This window comes from Microbacterium oryzae (assembly GCF_009735645.1).
GTDB classification, from domain to species: domain Bacteria; phylum Actinomycetota; class Actinomycetes; order Actinomycetales; family Microbacteriaceae; genus Microbacterium; species Microbacterium oryzae.
In genome coordinates, this window is the sequence record NZ_CP032550.1 from 1,214,848 (window position 1) to 1,234,158 (window position 19,311).

Sequence of the window (19,311 nt, forward strand, 5' to 3'; positions counted from 1 at the left end):
CGACGGACGGCAGGGCCGAGCCCGGCGCACCGGCATCGCTGAGCTCGCCCTCAGCTTAGAGGAGGGTAGGTTAGACGACGTGCACGTACTCAGCGTCAGCTCTCTCAAGGGAGGCGTCGGCAAGACGACCGTGACCCTCGGGCTCGCTTCGGCGGCATTCTCGCGGGGGATCCGGACGCTCGTCGTCGACCTCGACCCTCAGTCGGACGTCTCGACGGGCCTGGATATCCAGATCGCCGGTCACCTCAACGTCGCCGACGTGCTCGAGAACCCGAAGGAGAAGGTCGTCCGCCAGGCGATCACCGCCAGCGGCTGGACCAAGGTGCACGCGGGGGTCATCGACGTCCTCATCGGCAGCCCCTCGGCCATCAACTACGACGGTCCCCACCCCACCGTCCGCGACGTGTGGAAGCTCGAGGAGGCGCTCGCCTCCGTCGAGGCCGACTACGACCTGGTGCTCATCGACTGCGCGCCGTCGCTCAACGCCCTCACGCGCACCGCTTGGGCGGCCAGCGACCGCGTCGCCGTCATCACCGAGCCCGGCCTGTTCTCGGTCGCCGCCGCCGACCGCGCCCTGCGCGCGATCGAGGAGATCCGCCGCGGCCTGTCGCCGCGCCTGCAGCCGCTCGGCATCGTCGTGAACCGCGTGCGCCCGCAGTCGATCGAGCACCAGTTCCGCATCAAGGAGCTGCGCGACATGTTCGGCCCGCTGGTGCTCTCGCCCCAGCTCCCCGAGCGCACGTCGCTGCAGCAGGCGCAGGGCGCCGCGAAGCCCCTGCACGTGTGGCCGGGCGAGTCCGCTCAGGAGCTCGCCGCCGACTTCGACCAGCTGCTGGACCGCATCGTCCGCGCCGGACGCATCCCGGCCCCTGAGGCCGGCGCCCCCGCAGCCGAGTGACCCGCCGCGGGTGACCCGCAACGGGTGACCCGCCGGCCGGCCAGCCGGCATGACCGTGCCGCGCTCGGCGCGGCGATCACCGGCTGATTTCCGCACGCCGTGAGACACGGTCGGCCGACACGACGACACAGTCGTGCGGAACGGGTGCCCGGCATGACGGCCGGGCGGGAGTTCAGGCGGTGCGACGCGAGCGACGGGCGGCGAGCTCGTCGACGGGGTCCGGAGCGGCGGGATCGAACGCCACGAGCGTCGACTCCACCTCGCGCAGCACGCGTCCGACGGCGATGCCGAACACGCCCTGACCGCGGCTGACGAGATCGATGACCTCGTCGTTCGACGTGCAGAGGTACACCGAGGCGCCGTCGCTCATGAGCGTCGTGCCCGCGAGATCGCGGATGCCCGATGCGCGCAGCTGATCGACGGCGATCCGGATCTGCTGCAGCGAGATGCCGGTGTCGAGCAGGCGCTTGACGAGCTTCAGCACGAGGATATCGCGGAAGCCGTAGAGACGCTGCGAGCCCGATCCCGTGGCGCTGCGGATGGTCGGCACGACGAGCTCCGTGCGCGCCCAGTAGTCGAGCTGACGGTAAGTGATGCCCGCCGCGCGAGCCGCCACCGCGCCGCGGTAGCCGGTCTCGGGGTCGAGCTTCGGGAGACCGTCGGTGAAGAGCAGGTCGGCCGTGAAGCCGGCCGATGCGGGATCCTCAGCCATCGTGATCCTTACTCCTCACGTTCGATTCCTGTCCACCGTATGGCAGGGTCGGGGCCCCGGCAACGACATCCGCTCCGAGCGGGCGGCGTGTCGAGACAAGCGTTATGAACGTTATGAAACGCGTGCCGAGGTCACGGCAGGATGCGCTCGAGCGCCTGCCGGACGAAGATCCCGCGCACCTCGTCGAGGCGTCCGGCGAGCTCCGGGCCGAGCTCGCCCGCGCGGGCGCGGGAGCGCGGATCGGCGCGGCGCATCAGCGGCGTGAGCGCCTGATCCACGAGGTCGGCGTCGCGATCGGCGCTCTGCTTCACCGCCCGCAGGTGACGCGGCTCGATGCCGTGACGGTCCAGCGCGACGAACGCGCGCAGCAGCGCCACGGCGTGCTCGTCGTACATCTCCGACGCCTGCATCAGGCCGATGCTGATGGCGTCGTTGAGGAGCTGCGGGGCGGCGCCCGCGGCCGCCAGCAGGTCGGCTCGGGTGAACGAGCGGGCCGTCGGATGGATGGAGGTCGGCAGCGGGAGCCGCTCGCCTCCGTTCGCATCCACCTCGTCGAGGTGCTCGCGGATCACGCTGAGCGGGAGATAGTGGTCGCGCTGGAGCACGAGCCCCAGCCGCAGGCGCTCGACGTCCTGCGGCGAGAACTTCCGATAGCCGGAGGGCGTGCGCTGCGGCGCGACGATGCCCTGCTCCTCGAGATAGCGCAGCTTGCTCGAGGTGAGGTTCGGGAACTCCGGGGTGAGCTTCGCGAGCACCTGGCCGATGCTCAGCAGCGCCGCTGTCGCGCTTCGCTCTGCGGCAGCGGCTGCCATCAGGCGCCGGCCCCCGCGATGTCTCGGGGGGAGGCGAAGAAGTTGAAGCGGAACTTGCCGATGCGCACCTCGGCGCCGTTGTGCAGCACGGCGCGATCGACGCGCTCGCCGTCCACGTAGGTGCCGTTCAGCGAGCGCTGGTCGATGATCTCGAACGAGGTGCGGTCGCGCGTGATCTCCGCGTGACGGCGCGACACCGTCACGTCGTCGAGAAAGATGTCCGCTTCCGGATGGCGGCCGGCCGTGGTGACCTCGGCATCCAGCAGGTAGCGGGCGCCGGCCGTGGGGCCCGAGCGCACGAGCAGGAGCGCGGCGCCGGACGGCAGCGCGCCGACCGCGTCGAGCTCGGCGGTGGACAGCTCGCCCGCGAACGGGACGAACGACAGATCGGCGTCATGTCCGAAGGTCTGCGTGACGTCTCCGGAGCCGTCGTGGCCTCCCGACGTCGGTCCGACATCGCGTCGGATCGAGGCCGAATCCGGCCGGTACTGCGCATCTGACACGCTCGACCTCCCTTTGGTGACCCACCCTATCGGATCCGGGGCGGTGCTGATGGGGCTCTCAGCGCCTCCCAAGGGGGATCGAACGGGACTCGAGGCGCCGCAGACGGCTCGCGCGAGCGCCGCTCAGGATCCGCGGATATCGTCGAGGGGTCATGGTCGCCTTCTTCACCTCACCGCGCTCCCACCGATCCACGCGTCTCGGCGCCGCCACGGCCATCCTCGCCGCGGCCGTGCTCGCGCCCCTCCTCTCCCCTGCCGCAGCCTCCGCGCACGATGCCCTCGTGGGCACCGCGCCCGCCGAGGGCGAGACCGTGCAGACGCTGCCGGACGAGGTGACCCTCACGTTCAGCGGCTCCCTCCTCGAGGGCGCTCCGCAGGCGGTCTTCGTGACGGACGCCTCCTGCCCCGGCATCACCGACGCGGCGCCCGGCCATGTCGCCATCGATGGCGACGCCTGCCACGACTACTCCGCGGGCGACGCCGTCGCCGCCGGCCCCATGCTCCGACAGGAGCTCGATCCGGCCGGCGCCCCGGCCGGCGAGTACACCGTCATCGCGAGCGTGACCTACGGCGACTCGCACAGCGAGGACAAGATCTTCCGGTTCACGACCACCGAGGCGGCGGATGGCGCGGCGACGCCGGAGCCGACGATGACGACGCAGGCCGAGCCCGCGCCATCCGACGCCGTCACCCCCTCCGCGACCGCGGCAGACGAGACGCCGTCCGACGACGATGCGCTCCAGCGGAACCTGCCGTGGATCATCGGCGGCGTCGTCCTCGTCGCGGGCGGCGGGGCGCTCGGCGCCACGCTGCTCGCCCGCTCGCGCCGCTCCTCCTGATCGGCACCGCCATCCGTCACGCCACCGGCGTTCTGCACTCCTCACACAGATAGGGTTGATCACATGGCTCACTACGACGTCGTCATCCTCGGCGCGGGCCCCGGCGGGTACGTCGCCGCCGTCCGCAGCGCCCAGCTCGGTCTCAAGACCGCCATCATCGAAGAGAAGTACTGGGGCGGTGTGTGCCTCAACGTGGGCTGCATCCCCTCGAAGGCGCTCCTGAAGAACGCCGAGCTCGCCCACACCCTCAAGCACAAGTCGGACTTCTTCGGCATCTCCGGCGAGGTCACCTTCGACTACGGCAAGGCGTACGACCGCTCGCGCGAGGTCGCGAACGGCCGCGTCAAGGGCATCCACTTCCTCATGAAGAAGAACAAGGTCGTCGAGTACGACGGCCGCGGCACCTTCACGGGCCCGAAGGCGATCTCCGTCGCCAAGTCGGACGGCTCGACCGAGGAGGTGACGTTCGACAACGTCATCATCGCGACCGGCTCGAAGGTCCGCCTGCTTCCGGGCGTCACCCTCAGCGAGAACGTCGTCACGTACGAGGAGCAGATCCTCTCGCGCGAGCTCCCCGGCTCGATCGTGATCGTGGGCGCGGGCGCCATCGGCATGGAGTTCGCCTACGTCATGTCGAACTACGGCGTGGACGTCACCGTGGTCGAGTACCTCGACCGCGTGCTCCCCAACGAGGACGCCGACGTCTCCAAGGAGATCGCGAAGCAGTACAAGAACTACGGCATCAAGGTCCTCACGGCGACCAAGGTCGAGTCGGTCGTCGACAACGGCTCGAACGTCACGGTGTCGTACACGCCCAACAAGGGCGGCGACACGCAGCAGGTCACCGTCGACAAGGTGCTCATGTCGGTCGGCTTCGCCCCGAACGTCGACGGCTTCGGCCTCGACAAGACCGGCGTGCAGCTCACCGACCGCGGCGCCATCGCGATCGACGACTACATGCGCACGAACGTCGACGGCATCTACGCCATCGGCGACGTCACCGCGAAGCTGCAGCTCGCGCACGTCGCCGAGGCGCAGGGCGTCGTGGCGGCCGAGACGATCGGCGGCGCGGAGACCATGCCGCTGGGCGACTACCGCATGATGCCGCGCGCGACGTTCTGCTCGCCGCAGGTGGCCTCGTTCGGCCTCACCGAGCAGCAGGCGAAGGACGCCGGCCACGAGATCAAGGTGTCGACGTTCCCGTTCATGGCCAACGGCAAGGCGCACGGCCTCGGCGAGCCGGTCGGCTTCGTCAAGCTCGTCGCCGACGCGGAGCACCTCGAGCTGCTCGGCGCCCACATGGTCGGCCCCGACGTGTCGGAGCTGCTGCCCGAGCTCACCCTCGCGCAGAAGTGGGACCTCACGGCCCACGAGCTGGCGCGCAACGTGCACACGCACCCCACGCTGTCGGAGGCGCTGCAGGAGGGCTTCCACGGCCTCGCGGGCCACATGATCAACTTCTGATCCGCTGACGCGAAGAAGGCCGCCCCCTCCTCGGAGGGGGCGGCCTTCGTCATGTCGTCGGGCGGCGGATGGCCGTGGGCCGTCGGGCGCCCGCCTTCGGTCAGCGGCCGAGCGCGCGGGCGAGCTTGGACGCGTGCGACGCCTCGCGAGCTCCGGCGGCCAGCGCGGCGCGGGCGACGGCGTCGAAGAACGCGGCCTTGTCGGCGGGAGCGGCGGCCCCCAGCTCGATCTCCCACTCGTGCCATTCGCGCTCGTCGCCGGCGCGCAGGTCTGTGGTGCGCACGTGGTCGTCCACGAACTCGGCCAGGACGCCGCCGTCCGCGTCGAGCAGCTCGTACGCGGTGCGGTGGTTGACGATGCGCGCGAGCGGCTCGAGGGGCGCGGTGGTCCACTGCGCGATCTCGGCCGCGACGCCCTCCGGCACGCTGTCGTCTGAACCCAGCGGCCATCCCAGCTCGACGCGCCCGCCGTCGACGAGGGGGCCCTTGATGTGCCAGCCCTCATCGGGCCCGCCGGTGCGACGCCGCAGCGCGACGCCCGCGCGCGCGAGCGCGAGGTCGTCGGTGTCGAGGTAGAGGGCGTCGAGGTGGCGCTCCTCCCCCGCCGACACCGACGCGACGCCGGGAACGTCCGCCCAGGACGGGACGGACGTGCCGGCGTCGACGTCGAACTTGCGCTCGATCTCGACGAAGCGCGTGGGATCGGTCATCAGCTGCGGTGCTTCACGTCGCCTTCGCCCTCGCCGTCCTGGACGAGGCGATCCTCCTCTTCCTCGAACCGGAAGGGGACCTCCGTCGCGCCGTCGTCGGAGCCGGTGTTCTCGGCTTCGCCGGAGCGGCGGTAGACGACCTGGGTCTCCGAATACGGGACGATCAGGCGGTCGAGGTCGGCGTCGTCCAGGGGAAGGGCCTGCCCGTCGAGGGGACCTCCGTGCAGTCGTGCGATAGCCATACCCTCACGATAGACGCGCTGCGAGCTGACGGCGCTCCTCGCGCTCGGATTCGCGGGCGGCCTCGAGCGCGTCCACCGCGACGCGCACGTCGCGCTCGGCCATCCGCACCCGGCGCTGCACGAGCGTCTCGGCGCCGTAGCGCTCCTGCAGGCGGTTCTCTCGCTCTTCCACGCGCACGACGATGTAGCTGCACGCGAGGAGGATCACCTGCGCGGACAGGTTGAACCACAGCAGCAGCGCGATGAGCGAGCCGAAGGAGGCCATCAGCGGGTTGCGGTCCGCCGCGCCCGCGAACAGGCCCGAGAGCTGCTGCAGCACCGTCAGCCCGAGCCCGCCGAGGAGCGCGCCCGACCAGAGCGCGCCGGCGGGCGCGCGCACGCCCGAGAGCAGCCGGAAGAGCCACGCGATGATCACGGCGTCGAGCGCGAACGTCGTCGCGAGCGCGGCGAGCCGCGTGAGGACCTCCGCCCATCCGCCGCCGGCCAGCCCCAGCCATCCGAGGGCCGTCTCGATGAAGGTCGAGCCGAGGAAGGTGAAGACGGCGGCGGCCAGGAACAGCACGCCGACCGACACCGCGAAGAGCAGGTCGCGCAGCAGCAGCCAGACGACGAGGACGTCTTCGTGGGCGGTGCCGGCGATCAGGCGGATGGCCGTGCGCGCGTTCCCGATGGCGCCGATCGCCGCCCACGCGAGCGCGACGGCCGACACGATGCTGAGCCAGAGGCTGGCGCCGAGCGCGCCGCCGAGGCTCTCCGCGTCGATGATCCCCTCGTCGTCGCCGTCGCGGACGAGCCCGGGGATCGCCTCGTTCACCGCGTCGATGAGGGCGTGCCACAGGTCGCTGCGCGAGCTGAGCCAGAGCGCGGCGACGGCGAAGCCGAGCGCGACGGCGGCGAAGACCGAGAACAGGGCGCGGAAGCTCACCGCCGCCGCGAGGAGCCCGCCCTGCTGCTCGACGAAGAGCAGCGCGGCGCGCACGAGGCGCCGGCGGAGAAGCCACGCGAGCGCGTCTCTGACCCATCTCTCGACCGACGACATGCACACACGTTACCCATGCGCGTGCAGGCGGCGGCCGGCGCAGGCGGCGCGGCCCCGGATGCGGGCGGTCACACGGCGAGGAGGCCCGCCCACGCGCCGAGGATGATCCACGGCCCGAACGGGATGCGCGCCTGCCGCTCGATGCGCCTTGCGGCCAGCAGCGCGAGCGCCCAGGCCGCACCCGCCACGAAGGCGGCGGCGGCCCCTGCGACGAGCGCGGGCCATCCGTGCCAGGCGAGGAAGACGCCGACGAGCGCGGCGAGCTTCACGTCGCCCCCGCCCATCCCCTCCGGATCGACCGCCCGCAGCGCGAGGTAGAACGCCCCGAGCGCGAGCCCGCCGAGCACCGCCCGCACCAGCGCGACGCCGTCGTGCGTCGCCGCGGCATGCAGCGCGATGAGGGCGAGCAGCGCCGCGGCAGACGGCAGCACGATCCGGTCGGGCAGCCGGTGCTCGTCGATGTCGATGCGGATGAGCACGGCGCCCACCGCGAGGAACCCCGTGTAGACGAGGGCGGTCAGGAGCGCGGCGACCTGCATCGCGCCAGGCTAGGCGCGGCTGCGGGGGTGGCGCAGAAGCCTGTGGAGAGGGTCACTCCCCCATGCGATTGCGCATGCGCATGGCGCGCTCGGCCTCGCGCTTGTCCTGCCGTTCGCGGAGCGTCTGGCGCTTGTCGAACTCGCGCTTGCCCTTCGCGACGCCGATCTCGACCTTCGCGCGCCCGTCGAGGAAGTACAGCCGCAGCGGCACGAGGGTGTAGCCGCCGGCGGAGACCTGGTGGCTGAGCTTGATGATCTCCTCGCGGTGCAGCAGCAGCTTGCGCACGCGCTTCGAGGAGTGGTTGGTCCAGGTGCCCTGCGCGTACTCCGGGATGTGCACGGCGTCGAGCCACGCCTCGTTCCCGTCGATGTACGCGTAGCCGTCGCTGAGGTTCGCCCGTCCCTGGCGCAGGGACTTCACCTCGGTGCCGGTGAGCACGAGACCCGCCTCGTACGTCTTCTCGATCGTGTACTCGTGACGGGCGCGACGATTCGTCGCGACGACCTTCTCACCCTGTTCCTTGGGCATGCGCTCACCTCCTCGGCTCTCGGTGCACAGCCTTCAACCCTAGCAACGCTCCGACTAGGTGCGGAGCCAGCGGCGGATGGCGAACCCGGCGGACAGTGCCGCGAGGGCGACGCCGACGACGATGAGCACGGGCACCACGGCCCACGCCTCCCCGATCCCCACCCACGGGATGGCGTACATCTCGTCGACGAGGTACCGCTCGACGCCGAAGTGCACGCCCGCGAGCACGGCGGCTCCGGCGAGAGCGGCGCCGATGAACGCGGCGAACACGCCCTCGAGCACGAACGGCGTCTGGATGAAGCGGTTCGACGCGCCCACGAGACGCATGATCGCGACCTCGCGGCGCCGCGCGTACGCCGACAGCCGGATGGTCGTGGCGATGAGGAGCACGGCGGAGACCAGCATGAGGGCCGCGATGCCGATCGCGATGTACGTGGCGATGGTGAGCGTGGCGAACAGCGGGTCGAGGTACTCGAGCTGATCGGTGATCTCCTCGACGCCGTCGACGCCCGTGAACGCCTCGACGATGACGTCGGACTGGCTCGGGTCGACGAGGTTGACGTGGAACTCCGCGCTCGTCTGCTCCGCGGTCAGCAGGCTCGCGTAGTCCTCGCCGAGGTTCTCGACGATGGAGTCATACGCCTCCTCCGGCGACAGGTACGTGTACCCCTGGATGAGCGGCGACAGCGTCGGGCCCTCGAGCTCGGTGCGCACCGTCTCGATCTGCTCGTCGCTCGCGGCGCCGTCGACGCACGTGTCGCCCGTCGACAGCGGCGAGCACATGTAGACGTCGACGAGCGCGCGGTCCTGGAAGTAGGCGTTGGTCTTGGCGATCTGCGTCTGCATGAGCACCGCGGCGCCCACGAACGTGAGCGACACGAAGGTCACGAGGATGACCGAGACGACCATCGAGGCGTTGCGGCGCAGACCCTGCAGGGCCTCGCCGAGGACGAGTCCGAGTCTCATGAGGTGGGTCCCACTTCCTCGTCGCCGGACTCGAGTCCGAGCCGGTCGACCATCCCGATCGCGTCGTGGTCGACGCGGCGGCTGCGCCGTCGGCGCTCGCTCGCGTCGGATGGCGCGGCGTCGGCCTCGCGCGTCGGCTCCGCCGCGCGGGCGGGCGCGGCGGATGGCGCGGGCTCGGCGGGCGGGAGGGGCTCGGCGGGCGGGATGGCGGCGTCGACGGACGTCACCGGCTCGGCGGGCGGAGCGACGACGGTGGGGTGCACGACCTCGTCGACGACCTCCTCCACCGCCTCCACGGCGCGCTGGGCGGCGGCCTTCGTCTGCGCGTCGGCGGTCGCCGACACCTCGCGCTGCACGTCGAGGACGGCGGTGAGGGCGGCGATCGCCGCCGCGCCGCGCTCGGCCTCGGGCTGCAGGGTCTGCACCACGGAGGTGTCGCCGTAGCCGCCGCGACGGTCGTCGCGCATGAGCTCGCCCTCGCGCAGCTCGATCACGCGCCGCTGCATCTGGTCGACGAAGGTCGCCTCATGCGTGGCCATGACGATCGTGGTGCCGGTGGCGTTCACCTCGGCGAGGATCCGCATGATGTCGACCGAGGTCGTCGGGTCGAGGTTTCCGGTCGGCTCGTCCGCGAGGAGGAGCTGGGGCCGGTTCACGAGCGCACGCGCGATCGCCACGCGCTGCTGCTCGCCCCCCGAGAGCTCGTGCGGCATGCGCTTGCCCATCTCCGCCAGCCCCACGCGCTCGAGCGCCTCGGGGACGGCGTCCTTGATGAACGCGCGCGAGCGGCCGATCACCTGCAGGGTGAAGGCGACGTTCTGCGCGACGGTCTTCGACTGCAGCAGGCGGAAGTCCTGGAACACCGCGCCGATGTTGCGTCGGAAGTAGGGCGTGCGACGCGAGGTGAGCGTCTTCGTGTCGCGCCCGAGGGCGACGACGCGGCCCGAGGAGGGCAGGTCCTCGCGGAGGATGAGGCGCAGGCAGGACGACTTCCCGGAGCCCGAGGCCCCGACGAGGAAGACGAATTCGCCGCGCTGGACCTCGAAGTCGATGTCGCTGAGGGCCGGCTTCGCCGTTCCCTTGAAGCGCTTGGTGACGTGTTCGAACCGGATCATGGCCTACCGAGCCTAAGCGGCGGCGCGACCGCGTCCCCCAGCGACATGCCCTCCCCGGGCGTTGTCAGCCGGCGCTCAGGTCATCTCCTCGAGCTCGCGCCCCTTCGTCTCCCGCACGCGCCACAGCACGAAGAAGAACGACAGCAGCGAGAAGAACGCGTAGAACCCGTACGCGAAGGTCAGGCTGATGTTGCTGAAGATCGGGAACGTCGTCGAGATGAAGAAGTTCGCGAGCCACTGCGCGGCGGCGGCGACGGCGAGCGCGCTCGCACGGATCCGGTTGGGGAACATCTCCCCCAGCAGCACCCAGACCACGGGGCCCCACGTCGCGCCGAAGCCGACGACGAAGAGGTTCGCGGCGATGAGCGCGATGATGGACCACGGAGCGCCGAGCTGCGCGCTCGTCGAGCCGTCGTCCGCCGTGACGAGCTCGGCGAACGAGAACGCGAGCGCCATGGTGCCGAGCGCGACGGTCATGAGCACGGAGCCCGCCAGCAGCAGCGCGCGGCGTCCGACGCGGTCCACGAGGAGGATGGCCACGATCGTCACGACGATGTTCGTCACGGAGGTGATGACCGACGTGGTGAGGGCGCTCGACTCGTCGAAGCCCACCGACCGCCACAGCGTCGTCGAGTAGTAGAAGATGACGTTGATGCCGACGAACTGCTGGAACACCGACAGCAGCAGACCGACCCAGACGATGGGCTTCAGGCCGAGCGCGGGCCCCGCGAGGTCGCGCAGCGATTCGGCCTTCTCGCTGTCGAGCGAGTCGCGGATCTGCTGGATCTTGAGGTTCACGTCGGGCTCGCCCGTGAAGTCGAGCAGCACCTGCGACGCGCGGTCGTAGTCGCCCTTTCGCACGAGGTAGCGGGGCGACTCCGGCAGGCGCAGCGACATCACGCCGTAGACGACGGCCGGGATGGCCTCGGCCATGAACATCCATCGCCATGCGTCGATGCCGAACCACAGCACCTCGTTCGAGCCGCCGGCGACCGCGGCGAGGACCGCGTTCGACAGCAGCGCGACGAAGATGCCGCTGACGATCGCGAGCTGCTGCAGCGAGCCGAGGCGGCCGCGGATGCCCGCGGGCGACACCTCCGCGATGTAGGCGGGTGCGATGACCGACGCCGCGCCGACGCCGAGGCCGCCGACCACGCGCCAGACGATGAGGTCGACGACGCCGAAGGCGAGCCCCGAGCCGATCGACGAGACGAGGAACAGCACCGCCGCCACGAGCATGACCGGCACGCGCCCGCGGCGGTTGGCGATGGAGCCCGCGAACCAGGCGCCGGCGACGCAGCCGAGAAGCGCGGACGACACGGCGAAGCCCTTGATGGCGGCCGCCAGCTCGAAGTCCGCGGCGAGCGCGTCGACCGCGCCGTTGATGACGGCGGTGTCGAACCCGAAGAGGAACCCGCCGAGGGCCGCCGCGATCGCGATGCCGATGACCCGGCCACTCGTTCTCCTGTGCTGCTGGGGCTGCCTGTGCATCGCTGTTCCTCTCCGATCCGGGGTCTCCGGCTGAGTGAGCCTTTCGCGGCGTCGTTTCCGGCGTCAAGGGGTTGCGGCATGCCCGCATTTCAGCTCTTCTTCGGGCAGACTGGGGAGATGACGGATGACCCTCGAGCTCTCCGCAGTCGACGCCGACTGCAGGGCGCTCTGCGCGGTCTGCTCGAGCGCGAGGAGCTGACCGAGATCGGCGTCTCGGAGCTCTGCCGGGCCGCCGGCGTGCATCGTACGACCTTCTACGGCCATTACACGAACGTCGGCGACGTCGCGTCCGACCTGTACGCGAGCTGGCTCGACGACGCGGCGGAGTTCCCCGTCGCCCCGTCTGACACCGTCGACGCCCTCGCCGCCCGCTACGTCGAGGCGACCAACGCCGTCCTCCGCAGCGTGACAGCCGAGCGCCGCACGCTGCGCGCGCTCCTGGCATCGGAGTTCTCGCTCGCCTTCCGTCGGCGCCTGCAGTCGCTCTTCGACGCGCGCATCGCCGAGGCCATCGCGCAGTTCCGCCGGCGCGGTCTCGATGCGGAGTTCGACGACGCCCTCGCGACGGCGTTCGTCGGCGGCGGCTTCGTCGGAGCCGTGCTGCTGTGGGTCATGAGCGACGAGAACGACGAAGAGTCCTACACGCGGGGGATCCTCGTCCACACGCCCGCCTGGTGGCCGCGCGTCGACTGACGCGAGCGCGCGGTAGCGTCGGAGCATGAAGCACCGGCGCGGGCGGATCGTCACGGTCGAGTCGCTCGACGAGCTCGACGCACGGCTGTCGGATGGCGCGCGGCGCCTGCGCGGGTGGCGCATCGTGGGGCTCGACCTCACGCGACGGTCCGCCGCTCTCGACGCGTGCGACACGTCTCGGACCACCTTCGCCGGATGCCGCTTCGCCCCGGGCGACGAGACGAAGCACGCGCTGCGCGGCGCGCTCGTCCTCCCCGATGTCGCCGTCGCCCCCGTCGACCCGCAGCGCGACACGCTCTACACCGCCGACGAGCTGTACGACGCTCCGACCTGGAGGACCTCGCTGGACGGCCGCGCGTACGCCTGGTCGCAGCGCGATCGCTCCCCCGAGTCGGTGCTCGTACGGGTGCTGCACGACGCGGGCGTCGACGCCGCGCTCGAGCGGTGGCTGGATGGCCGCCGCCTCGTCGGCGTGATGGGCGGGCATGCGATGCAGCGCGGTGACGCGGCGTACGCCGAGGCCGCGCGTCTCGGACGTCTGCTAGCCACCGACCGCGACGGCGGACGTCTCGTCGTCGCGACCGGCGGCGGACCCGGCGCCATGGAGGCGGCGAACCTCGGCGCCCGGCTCGCGCGCCGACCACCGGAGGAACTCGAGGCGGCCCTGGCGACGCTCGGCGGCCATCCGTCGTTCCATCCCTCGGTCGATGCGTGGGCCGACGCCGCGCGGGCGGTGATCGCCGCATCCGACGACCCCGTCGCCTCGCTCGGCGTGCCCACCTGGCACTACGGGCACGAGCCGCCCAACCTGTTCGCAACGGCGATCGCGAAGTACTTCCGCAACGCGCTGCGGGAGTCGATCCTGCTGCAGCTGTGCGACCAGGGCATCGTGTTCCTTCCCGGGGCGGGCGGAACCGTGCAGGAGATCTTCCAGGACGCCTGCGAGAACTACTACGCGACGCCCGAGACCGTCGGCGAGATGGTGCTCGTGGGCCGCGAGTACTGGACGCGGACGTACCCCGCCTGGCCGCTCCTCGACGCTCTCGCGGCGGGAAGGGCCATGGCGGGGCACGTGCACCTGGTCGACACCGTCGACGCGGCGGCGGAGGTCGTGCTCGCCCGAGGCTGACTACTCGGCGCGCTCCGGCTCGAGGAGCACCCGGGTGAGAATCGGACGCGTCGCCCGGAGCGCGAGCCACACGAGCAGGATCCCGCCGACGATGCACGCCACGATGACGAGCACCGACACCGGCGCCGTGATGAGCGACAGGCTCAGCAGCGGCGCGACGAGGGCGACGCCGGCCAGTGCCGCGACGATGACGGTGAACAGCAGCGGGCCCATGGTCGCGCGGGTGCGCGCGGCCTCCATGGTGTCGCGCGGCATGCCGACGCGGTCGAGCGCCACGTAGAGCGCACGGCGGTCGAGGATGGCCGCGGCCTGGTTCACGCCGACCGAGCACGCGACCATGAGGAACGAGATGGCGAGCGTGATGATGACGCCCGTGCGGATGTCCACGATGAGGGAGTCGTCGTCGGCCGAGGGCAGGGCCTGCGCGTACGCCGTGCCCGCTCCCCCGACCACCGCGACGAACGTCGTCATGGCGAGGCCGCCGACCTGGCGCCATGCCGCCTTCGGGGATTCGAGGACCGTCCGCGCCGCGATGAGGCGGTCGGGGGTCTTCGCCCGCTTCACGCGGATGCGCGCGTGGACGCCGATGAGCCAGGGGCCGATGATGCCGAGCACCCCGACGCCGGCGGCGAAGCACGCGCCGACGGCCGCGACGACGAAGGCGTAGCTGGGCAGCGCGTCGAGAGCGCTCAGTACGCCGGCCGCGACGACGACCACCACGACCGCGATGACCGCGCGGATGGCCCGCACCCGCGGCGCGTCCTGCTTCGTGCGGACGCCGAGGGGCGAGATGACGACGCGTCGCAGGCCGAGGCTCGCGCTCACCGCCGCCACGAGCGCGACCGCCACGACGACGGCGATGGTCATCACCGGACCCGCCCACAGTGCGCCGGGCCCGATCGGCTCGTCGAGGAACGAGATGAATCCCGCCAGCGGCACGATGACGGCGTGGAGGGCGACGCCCGCGACCGCGCCGATGACCGCGACGGCGGTCGACTCGAGCACCGTCATGATGGTGACGAGCTGCGGCGTCGCGCCGAGCAGACGCAGCGTCGCCAGCCGGTCATCCCGACGACGAGCCGACAGGCGTGCCGCGGCGCCGCCGAGCGACATGAGCGGCACCGCCAGGATGGCCAGGGCGACGATGCTCAGCAGCTGGTACAGCTGCACGAGGCCGAGGCGGTCCGGCGGCCAGCTCCAGAACATGAGCACTCCGCCGACGACGGTCAGCAGCAGCGCGGTCGCGACGGCGAACGCCACCGCCGGCAGCACGAGGGCCGCGGCGCTCTGAGCGCTCGGGCGTGAGAGATGCCAGGTGAGACGCAGGAGCGGCGCACGACCGGAGGCGCGTGCGAGAGGCGCGGGAGGCGCCATCCGCTGGACGACCGCGGTCATCGCGCGGCCGCCGTCGCGGTCTCGTCGGCGACGACCTTGCCGTCGCTCAGGCGGACGGTGCGCGTGCAGCGCGCCGCGACCCGGGGGTCGTGGGTGACGACCACGAGCGCGTGCCCCTGGTCGAGAGTCGCGTTGAGCAGCGCCGTCATCACATCGACCGAGGTCGCGGAGTCGAGGGCGCCGGTCGGCTCGTCGGCGAACACCACGCGGGCGCCGGTGGCCTGCGCGCGGGCGATCGCGACGCGCTGGGCCTGGCCGCCGGAGAGCTGGCCGATGCGGCGGTTCTCCATGCCGGCGAGGCCGAGCGTGGCGAGCCAGCGCGCGGCGTGCTCCTGCGCCTCCGCACGGGCGTGCCCGGTGAGCATGAGGGGCAGGGCGACGTTCTCGACCGCGGTGAGCTCGGGCAGCAGCAGACCCTGCTGGAAGACGAAGCCGAACTCCTCGCGCCGCAGCCGCGATCGCTCCGAGTCCGGCAGCTCGTGGACAAGGCGCAGGCCTGCGCGGGTCTCCAGCGCGACGGTGCCCGAGTCGGGAGCGATGATGCCGGCGAGCACGTGCAGCAGGGTGGTCTTGCCCGACCCCGAGGCGCCCATGATCGCGACCGCCTCGCCCGGACGGAGGTCGATGTCGACGCCGGCGAGGGCGTAGGTCGCGCCGTAGGACTTCGTGAGCGCACGGGCGCTGAGCAGCGGTGCGGCAGATGCGGTCTGAGGGGCTGAAGTGTGCATGGTTCCACTCCATCGGATGGCCGTGCTCCCGTCGTCGGTCGGAGGGAGCGTCCGCGTCATCCTCGGGATGTATCCCGGGGCGCGGGTTGCCGCACGTCGCGCCCGTCGGCGTTCCCGTCGCCGCGAACAGGGGCAGACGTCGCCGCGGGCAGGATGGCGGCTGCCGCAGGACGCGTCCATCGCGATTCCGATTGCCGCGTTGCGAGGCAGCAGTTGCGCCGCACGCGCGGTCCCGGCGAGGCCCTGCACCCCGACTGCCGTCTTCCGTCGCCAGAGGGCGTCTCCATCTCGTTCGTCGAGCTCGCTCAACCTCGTTCGTCGAGCTCGCTCAACCTCGTTCGTCGAGCTCGCTCAACCTCGTTCGTCGAGCTCGCTCAACCTCGTTCGTCGAGCGAGCGGAGCGAGACGAGACGCCCGCAGGACATTGTCGATCCCTGCGCTTCTGCCCTGTGGATAACTCGCGGGAATGTCGGTGGTGGTTCGTAGCGTGGGGGTATGTCGAAGGGGACAGAGCCGGGTGAGGTGTCGGGGGTTCCGTGGGAGCCCACGGACGCTGAGATCTCCGCGACCCTGCACCTCCTCGACAAGCTGCAGGAGGCGCGCCGCCTGCGGGCGGTGGCGGATGCGATGGAGGTCGATGCCCTCGCGGAGGCGTCTTCGATCGCGTGGGCGCAGATGGGGCGGGCGGAGTCGGATTCGCGGTACGTGTTCCCGATGCGGTCGATGGCCGGGGAGATCGCCGCGGCGGTGCACGAGTCGAAGGGCCGCACCCAGACCCGCATGGCGGACGCGGACGAGCTGTCGAAACGGTTCCCCACCACGGTGGAAGCGTTGCGGGAGGGGCGGATCACGCTCCGCCACGCGGATGTGATCCGGCGGGAGTCGGGGAACCTGCCCGAGGAGGTGCTGGGGGTGTTCGAGGAGGCTCTTCTTCCGGTCGCGGAGGAGGTGTCGCCGGGGGTGCTGCGGGGTTTCGCGGTGCGGGTGGCGGAGGAGTTGAATCCGCGGTCGTTTAGGGAGCGGCAGCAGGACGCGTTGAAGCGGCGGACGGTGTGGTCCGAGGACCTCCCCGACGGCCTCGCGGAGCTGCACGTGGTGGGGGACGCGGTGAAGATCCACGCCGTCCGGGACCGGTTGCAGCGGATGGCGCGCGCGTACACCCGGTATGTCCGCGCGCAGGAACGTCAACGAGAGCGGGAGCAGGCCGGCCAGCAAGAGCGCGCCGACCGGGAGCAGCGCGAATGGGAACAGACCCAACACGAGCAGGGTCAGGCCGGCGAGAAGCCGAAGCAGGAGGCATCCGGTCCCGAGCAGTCGGAACGGGAGGGTGAGGAGCGGGCCGGGACCGGTGAGGCGCAGGCGGAAAACTCCTCCCCGGACACGCAGCAGTCGGCCGGGCGCGCTGCGCAGAACGCGACCTCGTCGGAGCCCTCGGAGTCCTCGGAAGACTCGCAGCCCTCCCAGTCAGCGAATGGCGGGAAGAGGATGGATCGGTGGTGGTTGAACGTGTCGGAGGAGGACGAGGCGCTCTTCGGCGAGCTTCTCGAAGCCTCGTGCACGGGCAACGGCGGAAGACTCCGCGGAACGGCCAACCAACCCGATGCCCGTTACGGCATGGGCATCGGCCGCGGTGACGGCCTCAATGCCTCGGGAAGCATGAACGGCGCTCGCCCTCCCGGCCCCATCATCGACGGGCCTCCCGACGGATCGTTACCGGATGCGTGGCCGGACGACGAAGCAGGGGATGCCGACTTCGTGGCGGTCGCGAGTGCGGAGGAGGTGGAGGACTGGCTGCGGTCCATCGAAGACCGGATCCTCCACGCCGAACCCGGGGACCCCTGGTGGCCGCCCGATTCTTCCGATACCGATCCCGTCGACATCGGTCCCGACGACATCGACCCGAACGACATCCGTCCGGACGATGGTGACACGGTCGAGGTCGATCTCAGCATCGAGGAGCTGGACGCCCTGTACGCGTCATGGTGCGCGAACGTCGGGCTTCCAGACCCCGACGAGGGACCGGACTTCGCTCCCGGCTCTCTCGCGAAGGCGGTGTCCGAGCCCGCCGACCTCGAGAGAGTCGCCGAGTACCGGCAGCGGGCGGAGGCGTGGGCGGATGAGCGCACCCGGACCCAGGTCGCCTCCGACATGGCGTTGGAGATGCTCCTCACCGGAACCGTCGACGCACACTCCCGGATGAACGGGGAAGACCTCGCCCTCGGCGCCATTCAGGCGAATATCCAGGTCACCGTCCCCGCCACCACCCTCGCCGGAGCCAACGAAGACACCGGATTCCTCACCGGCAACGGGCCCGTCGACCCCGCCACCGCCAGACACCTCGCCAGCGAACAACCCGGCTGGGACCGCCTGTTCCTCAACCCCGACACCGGGGCCCTCGAGACCGTCGACCGGTACACACCCACCCCGGCGCAGAAACGGTACCTGCGCGCCCGGGACGAGGTGTGCCGCACCCCGGGATGTGAGAACCTCGCCATCCACGCCGACCTCGATCACACCATCCCGTACTCCCAAGGCGGGAGCACCCATGTCTCGAACCTCGAGGCGCTGTGTCCGGGGTGTCACAAGGACAAGCACCACACCCCGTGGACGGTCAGGCAGATCCGTCCCGGCGTCCTCGAATGGACAAGCCCCACCGGCCGCCGCTACGTCGACCACCCCCTCCCACAAGTCCGCTTCCACATCGTCACTAACACCAGCAAGGCAGCGACACGCGCCACAGAAGCCGCGAAGGCCGCCTGCGAGAAAGCAAAGGCCACACGCGAGAAGAAGCGCAACGGCAAGACCCAGGCCTCGGCCGCCGAGGTGGACACGACGCAGAGTGGCTCCTCGGACGGCGGCCGGCGCGCTGAGAGTGGCGACGAGCACGAGGAGGGCAGGTGATCACCGTGACCTCGGCGGCTTCCGTCCGAGGAGCGCGACCGCGCCCGCTGGTACCGTCGCGGGATGAGCGACGCCACTCCCCTGTCCGATGTCGACCTCGCACACCTCCGGCGGTGCGTCGAACTCGCGAAGGAGGCACTCGACGACGGGGACGAGCCCTTCGGCTCCCTTCTCGTCGATCGGCGAGGCGAGGTGCTCTTCGAGGACCGGAACCGCGTGAAGGACGGCGATGCGACACGGCATCCGGAATTCGAGATCGCTCGCTGGGCGGCGGCGAATCTCCCGCCCGAGGAACGACAGACCGCGACGGTCTACACGTCGGGCGAGCACTGCGCGATGTGCGCGGCCGCCCACGCCTGGGTCGGGCTCGGACAGATCGTGTACGCCTCCAGCACACGTCAGCTCACGGAGTGGCACCGCGAGTGGGGCATCGCGCCGGGACCCGTGGCGCCGCTGCGGATCACGGACGTCGCTCCGGGCATCGAGGTCGCCGGCCCCGCGCCCTCGCTCGCGCCCGAGGTCCGCGCGCTCCATGCCCGGCTGCACGGACGCGCCTGACCCAGCGGCACGAGCGGCCAGCCCGGCCCGCCAGGGAACGACCACGACC

Annotated in this window: 20 protein-coding genes; 7 read left to right on the plus strand and 13 right to left on the minus strand. The window is 71.2% G+C overall.

What is annotated here, in order from left to right; genetic code table 11:
- Positions 1-79: 79 nt before the first annotated feature.
- Positions 80-898, plus strand: a complete 819-nt coding sequence (locus tag D7D94_RS05665; RefSeq protein ID WP_156241700.1) for a ParA family protein — start codon at positions 80-82, stop codon at positions 896-898.
- A gap of 172 nt (positions 899-1,070) precedes the next feature.
- Here the strand turns inward: D7D94_RS05665 and D7D94_RS05670 are convergent, their stop codons facing one another.
- From D7D94_RS05670 to D7D94_RS05680, 3 genes are all read right to left on the minus strand, one after another.
- Complete coding sequence (locus D7D94_RS05670) at positions 1,071-1,610, minus strand: MerR family transcriptional regulator (protein ID WP_156241701.1); 540 nt, start codon at positions 1,608-1,610, stop codon at positions 1,071-1,073.
- A gap of 131 nt (positions 1,611-1,741) precedes the next feature.
- Positions 1,742-2,422, minus strand: coding sequence for a transcriptional regulator FtsR (gene ftsR / locus D7D94_RS05675; RefSeq protein WP_173024240.1), 681 nt, complete (start codon positions 2,420-2,422; stop codon positions 1,742-1,744).
- Positions 2,422-2,925, minus strand: a complete 504-nt coding sequence (locus D7D94_RS05680; protein WP_425486984.1) for an FHA domain-containing protein — start codon at positions 2,923-2,925, stop codon at positions 2,422-2,424. Before D7D94_RS05680 ends, ftsR begins: the two co-directional genes overlap by 1 nt.
- A gap of 152 nt (positions 2,926-3,077) precedes the next feature.
- Here D7D94_RS05680 and D7D94_RS05685 point away from each other — a divergent pair, with 152 nt between their 5' ends.
- Together D7D94_RS05685 and lpdA are read left to right on the plus strand one after the other, a co-directional pair.
- Entirely contained in the window at positions 3,078-3,764 is a 687-nt protein-coding gene (locus D7D94_RS05685) for a copper resistance CopC family protein (protein ID WP_156241703.1), read from the plus strand.
- Positions 3,765-3,827: 63 nt separating this feature from the next.
- Entirely contained in the window at positions 3,828-5,228 is a 1,401-nt protein-coding gene (gene lpdA, locus D7D94_RS05690) for a dihydrolipoyl dehydrogenase (RefSeq protein WP_156241704.1), read from the plus strand.
- A gap of 100 nt (positions 5,229-5,328) precedes the next feature.
- On the opposite strand, the gene D7D94_RS05695 is transcribed toward lpdA, so the two are convergent.
- From D7D94_RS05695 to D7D94_RS05730, 8 genes are all read right to left on the minus strand, one after another.
- Positions 5,329-5,937: a CYTH domain-containing protein gene (locus D7D94_RS05695; RefSeq protein ID WP_173024241.1), complete on the minus strand. Its 609-nt coding sequence runs from the start codon at positions 5,935-5,937 to the stop codon at positions 5,329-5,331.
- Positions 5,937-6,179, minus strand: a complete 243-nt coding sequence (locus tag D7D94_RS05700; RefSeq protein WP_156241706.1) for a response regulator — start codon at positions 6,177-6,179, stop codon at positions 5,937-5,939. Before D7D94_RS05700 ends, D7D94_RS05695 begins: the two co-directional genes overlap by 1 nt.
- 4 nt (positions 6,180-6,183) lie before the next feature.
- On the minus strand, positions 6,184-7,218 hold the full coding sequence (locus tag D7D94_RS05705; RefSeq protein WP_156241707.1) for a YihY/virulence factor BrkB family protein: 1,035 nt from the start codon (positions 7,216-7,218) through the stop codon (positions 6,184-6,186).
- Between the two features lie 68 nt (positions 7,219-7,286).
- On the minus strand, positions 7,287-7,757 hold the full coding sequence (locus D7D94_RS05710; protein ID WP_156241708.1) for a prepilin peptidase: 471 nt from the start codon (positions 7,755-7,757) through the stop codon (positions 7,287-7,289).
- 52 nt (positions 7,758-7,809) lie between these two features.
- A complete protein-coding gene (smpB, locus tag D7D94_RS05715; RefSeq protein ID WP_156241709.1) occupies positions 7,810-8,286 on the minus strand; it encodes an SsrA-binding protein SmpB in 477 nt (158 codons plus the stop codon).
- Between the two features lie 54 nt (positions 8,287-8,340).
- Entirely contained in the window at positions 8,341-9,252 is a 912-nt protein-coding gene (gene ftsX, locus D7D94_RS05720) for a permease-like cell division protein FtsX (protein WP_156241710.1), read from the minus strand.
- A complete protein-coding gene (ftsE, locus tag D7D94_RS05725) occupies positions 9,249-10,367 on the minus strand; it encodes a cell division ATP-binding protein FtsE (protein ID WP_156241711.1) in 1,119 nt (372 codons plus the stop codon). The genes ftsX and ftsE overlap by 4 nt, the downstream gene beginning before the upstream one ends.
- A gap of 75 nt (positions 10,368-10,442) precedes the next feature.
- On the minus strand, positions 10,443-11,858 hold the full coding sequence (locus D7D94_RS05730) for a sugar porter family MFS transporter (protein ID WP_156241712.1): 1,416 nt from the start codon (positions 11,856-11,858) through the stop codon (positions 10,443-10,445).
- Positions 11,859-11,975: 117 nt separating this feature from the next.
- On the opposite strand from D7D94_RS05730, the gene D7D94_RS05735 reads away from it, so the two are divergent.
- Positions 11,976-12,551, plus strand: a complete 576-nt coding sequence (locus D7D94_RS05735) for a TetR/AcrR family transcriptional regulator (protein WP_156241713.1) — start codon at positions 11,976-11,978, stop codon at positions 12,549-12,551.
- 25 nt (positions 12,552-12,576) lie between these two features.
- Positions 12,577-13,680, plus strand: coding sequence for an LOG family protein (locus D7D94_RS05740; RefSeq protein ID WP_156241714.1), 1,104 nt, complete (start codon positions 12,577-12,579; stop codon positions 13,678-13,680).
- Here D7D94_RS05740 and D7D94_RS05745 read toward each other — a convergent pair whose 3' ends face one another.
- Together D7D94_RS05745 and D7D94_RS05750 are read right to left on the minus strand one after the other, a co-directional pair.
- A complete protein-coding gene (locus D7D94_RS05745; RefSeq protein WP_246171886.1) occupies positions 13,681-15,075 on the minus strand; it encodes an FtsX-like permease family protein in 1,395 nt (464 codons plus the stop codon).
- A complete protein-coding gene (locus tag D7D94_RS05750; protein ID WP_156241715.1) occupies positions 15,072-15,803 on the minus strand; it encodes an ABC transporter ATP-binding protein in 732 nt (243 codons plus the stop codon). Before D7D94_RS05750 ends, D7D94_RS05745 begins: the two co-directional genes overlap by 4 nt.
- Before the next feature lie 495 nt (positions 15,804-16,298).
- On the opposite strand from D7D94_RS05750, the gene D7D94_RS05755 reads away from it, so the two are divergent.
- The gene (locus D7D94_RS05755) at positions 16,299-18,704 is read left to right on the plus strand and encodes an HNH endonuclease signature motif containing protein (protein WP_156241716.1); all 2,406 of its coding nucleotides are present in this window, start codon (positions 16,299-16,301) and stop codon (positions 18,702-18,704) included.
- A 63-nt stretch (positions 18,705-18,767) separates the two neighbouring features.
- Positions 18,768-19,262 carry a nucleoside deaminase gene (locus D7D94_RS05760; RefSeq protein WP_156241717.1) on the plus strand — a complete coding sequence of 165 codons (495 nt, stop codon included), beginning with the start codon at positions 18,768-18,770 and terminating at the stop codon, positions 19,260-19,262.
- Positions 19,263-19,311 lie beyond the last annotated feature (49 nt).

Coding starts and splice junctions, on each gene's coding strand:
- smpB (WP_156241709.1), bottom strand. CDS start 8,286: ATGCCCAAGGAACAGGGTGAGAAGGTCGTCGCGACGAATCGTCGCGCC.
- D7D94_RS05700 (WP_156241706.1), bottom strand. CDS start 6,179: ATGGCTATCGCACGACTGCACGGAGGTCCCCTCGACGGGCAGGCCCTT.
- D7D94_RS05745 (WP_246171886.1), bottom strand. CDS start 15,075: ATGACCGCGGTCGTCCAGCGGATGGCGCCTCCCGCGCCTCTCGCACGC.
- D7D94_RS05760 (WP_156241717.1), top strand. CDS start 18,768: ATGAGCGACGCCACTCCCCTGTCCGATGTCGACCTCGCACACCTCCGG.
- D7D94_RS05670 (WP_156241701.1), bottom strand. CDS start 1,610: ATGGCTGAGGATCCCGCATCGGCCGGCTTCACGGCCGACCTGCTCTTC.
- D7D94_RS05695 (WP_173024241.1), bottom strand. CDS start 5,937: ATGACCGATCCCACGCGCTTCGTCGAGATCGAGCGCAAGTTCGACGTC.
- ftsX (WP_156241710.1), bottom strand. CDS start 9,252: ATGAGACTCGGACTCGTCCTCGGCGAGGCCCTGCAGGGTCTGCGCCGC.
- D7D94_RS05705 (WP_156241707.1), bottom strand. CDS start 7,218: ATGTCGTCGGTCGAGAGATGGGTCAGAGACGCGCTCGCGTGGCTTCTC.
- D7D94_RS05750 (WP_156241715.1), bottom strand. CDS start 15,803: ATGCACACTTCAGCCCCTCAGACCGCATCTGCCGCACCGCTGCTCAGC.
- D7D94_RS05735 (WP_156241713.1), top strand. CDS start 11,976: ATGACGGATGACCCTCGAGCTCTCCGCAGTCGACGCCGACTGCAGGGC.
- ftsE (WP_156241711.1), bottom strand. CDS start 10,367: ATGATCCGGTTCGAACACGTCACCAAGCGCTTCAAGGGAACGGCGAAG.
- D7D94_RS05740 (WP_156241714.1), top strand. CDS start 12,577: ATGAAGCACCGGCGCGGGCGGATCGTCACGGTCGAGTCGCTCGACGAG.
- D7D94_RS05755 (WP_156241716.1), top strand. CDS start 16,299: ATGTCGAAGGGGACAGAGCCGGGTGAGGTGTCGGGGGTTCCGTGGGAG.
- D7D94_RS05685 (WP_156241703.1), top strand. CDS start 3,078: ATGGTCGCCTTCTTCACCTCACCGCGCTCCCACCGATCCACGCGTCTC.
- D7D94_RS05710 (WP_156241708.1), bottom strand. CDS start 7,757: ATGCAGGTCGCCGCGCTCCTGACCGCCCTCGTCTACACGGGGTTCCTC.
- lpdA (WP_156241704.1), top strand. CDS start 3,828: ATGGCTCACTACGACGTCGTCATCCTCGGCGCGGGCCCCGGCGGGTAC.
- D7D94_RS05730 (WP_156241712.1), bottom strand. CDS start 11,858: ATGCACAGGCAGCCCCAGCAGCACAGGAGAACGAGTGGCCGGGTCATC.
- ftsR (WP_173024240.1), bottom strand. CDS start 2,422: ATGGCAGCCGCTGCCGCAGAGCGAAGCGCGACAGCGGCGCTGCTGAGC.